Here is a 3143-nt window from a genome sequence, read left to right on the forward strand (position 1 = left end):
TCGGATGGCCTTCTCACTTATTTGATGTCTGGCAGTTCCCTACTCTCACATGGGGAGACCCCACACTACCATCGGCGCTACGGCGTTTCACTTCTGAGTTCGGCATGGGGTCAGGTGGGACCACCGCGCTAAAGCCGCCAGGCAAATTCTGTTAATCTGTATCAAGGCTGAATTTTGATTGTTCGTCTCTTCGCCAAAACATCTTCGGCGTTGTAAGGTTAAGCCTCACGGTTCATTAGTATCGGTTAGCTCAACGCATCGCTGCGCTTACACACCCGACCTATCAACGTCATAGTCTTTAACGTTCCTTCAGGAGACTTAAAGTCTCAGGGAGAACTCATCTCGGGGCAAGTTTCGTGCTTAGATGCTTTCAGCACTTATCTTTTCCGCATTTAGCTACCGGGCAGTGCCATTGGCATGACAACCCGAACACCAGTGATGCGTCCACTCCGGTCCTCTCGTACTAGGAGCAGCCCCCCTCAATTCTCCAGCGCCCACGGCAGATAGGGACCGAACTGTCTCACGACGTTCTAAACCCAGCTCGCGTACCACTTTAAATGGCGAACAGCCATACCCTTGGGACCTACTTCAGCCCCAGGATGTGATGAGCCGACATCGAGGTGCCAAACACCGCCGTCGATATGAACTCTTGGGCGGTATCAGCCTGTTATCCCCGGAGTACCTTTTATCCGTTGAGCGATGGCCCTTCCATTCAGAACCACCGGATCACTATGACCTGCTTTCGCACCTGCTCGAGCCGTCACTCTCGCAGTCAAGCTAGCTTATGCCATTGCACTAACCTCCTGATGTCCGACCAGGATTAGCTAACCTTCGTGCTCCTCCGTTACTCTTTGGGAGGAGACCGCCCCAGTCAAACTACCCACCAGACACTGTCCGCAACCCGGATTACGGGTCTACGTTAGAACACCAGCCATTAAAGGGTGGTATTTCAAGGTCGGCTCCACGCAGACTGGCGTCCACGCTTCAAAGCCTCCCACCTATCCTACACATCAAGGACCAGTGTTCAGTGTCAAGCTATAGTAAAGGTTCACGGGGTCTTTCCGTCTTGCCGCGGGTACACTGCATCTTCACAGCGAGTTCAATTTCACTGAGTCTCGGGTGGAGACAGCCTGGCCATCATTACGCCATTCGTGCAGGTCGGAACTTACCCGACAAGGAATTTCGCTACCTTAGGACCGTTATAGTTACGGCCGCCGTTTACCGGGGCTTCGATCAAGAGCTTCGCGTTGCCGCTAACCCCATCAATTAACCTTCCGGCACCGGGCAGGCGTCACACCGTATACGTCCACTTTCGTGTTTGCACAGTGCTGTGTTTTTAATAAACAGTTGCAGCCAGCTGGTATCTTCGACTGATTTCAGCTCCACCCGCAGGGGCTTCACCTACATATCAGCGTGCCTTCTCCCGAAGTTACGGCACCATTTTGCCTAGTTCCTTCACCCGAGTTCTCTCAAGCGCCTTGGTATTCTCTACCTGACCACCTGTGTCGGTTTGGGGTACGATTTCGTGTTACCTGATGCTTAGAGGCTTTTCCTGGAAGCAGGGCATTTGTTACTTCAGCACCGTAGTGCCTCGTCATCACACCTCAGCGTTAAAAGGTACCGGATTTACCTGGAACCTCCGCCTACATGCTTAAACCGGGACAACCGTCGCCCGGCTAACATAGCCTTCTCCGTCCCCCCTTCGCAGTAACACCAAGTACAGGAATATTAACCTGTTTCCCATCGACTACGCCTTTCGGCCTCGCCTTAGGGGTCGACTCACCCTGCCCCGATTAACGTTGGACAGGAACCCTTGGTCTTCCGGCGAGCGGGCTTTTCACCCGCTTTATCGTTACTTATGTCAGCATTCGCACTTCTGATACCTCCAGCATGCCTCACAGCACACCTTCAACGGCTTACAGAACGCTCCCCTACCCAACAACACATAGTGTCGCTGCCGCAGCTTCGGTGCATGGTTTAGCCCCGTTACATCTTCCGCGCAGGCCGACTCGACCAGTGAGCTATTACGCTTTCTTTAAATGATGGCTGCTTCTAAGCCAACATCCTGGCTGTCTGTGCCTTCCCACATCGTTTCCCACTTAACCATGACTTTGGGACCTTAGCTGGCGGTCTGGGTTGTTTCCCTCTTCACGACGGACGTTAGCACCCGCCGTGTGTCTCCCGTGATAACATTCTTCGGTATTCGTAGTTTGCATCGGGTTGGTAAGCCGGGATGGCCCCCTAGCCGAAACAGTGCTCTACCCCCGAAGATGAGTTCACGAGGCGCTACCTAAATAGCTTTCGGGGAGAACCAGCTATCTCCCGGTTTGATTGGCCTTTCACCCCCAGCCACAAGTCATCCGCTAATTTTTCAACATTAGTCGGTTCGGTCCTCCAGTTAGTGTTACCCAACCTTCAACCTGCCCATGGCTAGATCACCGGGTTTCGGGTCTATACCCTGCAACTTAACGCCCAGTTAAGACTCGGTTTCCCTTCGGCTCCCCTATACGGTTAACCTTGCTACAGAATATAAGTCGCTGACCCATTATACAAAAGGTACGCAGTCACACCACGAAGGTGCTCCCACTGCTTGTACGTACACGGTTTCAGGTTCTTTTTCACTCCCCTCGCCGGGGTTCTTTTCGCCTTTCCCTCACGGTACTGGTTCACTATCGGTCAGTCAGGAGTATTTAGCCTTGGAGGATGGTCCCCCCATATTCAGACAGGATACCACGTGTCCCGCCCTACTCTTCGAGTTCACAACCTGTGTGCTTTCGTGTACGGGACTGTCACCCTGTACCGTGCGACTTTCCAGACGCTTCCACTAACACACAAGCTGATTCAGACTCTGGGCTGCTCCCCGTTCGCTCGCCGCTACTGGGGGAATCTCGGTTGATTTCTTTTCCTCGGGGTACTTAGATGTTTCAGTTCCCCCGGTTCGCCTCGTTAACCTATGTATTCAGTTAACGATAGTGTGACGAATCACACTGGGTTTCCCCATTCGGACATCGCCGGGTCAAAGGTTCATATCACCTCGCCGGCGCTTTTCGCAGATTAGCACGTCCTTCATCGCCTCTGACTGCCAGGGCATCCACCGTGTACGCTTAGTCGCTTAACCTCACAACCCGAAGATGTTTCACTTC

2 rRNA genes are annotated in these 3143 nt (G+C 53.0%); both read right to left on the reverse strand.

What is annotated here, in order from left to right:
* Positions 1-26: 26 nt before the first annotated feature.
* Positions 27-142 (reverse strand): 5S ribosomal RNA (rrf, locus tag AC0TNG_RS00285).
* A 72-nt stretch (positions 143-214) separates the two neighbouring features.
* Positions 215-3118 (reverse strand): 23S ribosomal RNA (locus AC0TNG_RS00290).
* Positions 3119-3143 lie beyond the last annotated feature (25 nt).

The organism is Enterobacter sp. PL_is514 (assembly GCF_055816715.1).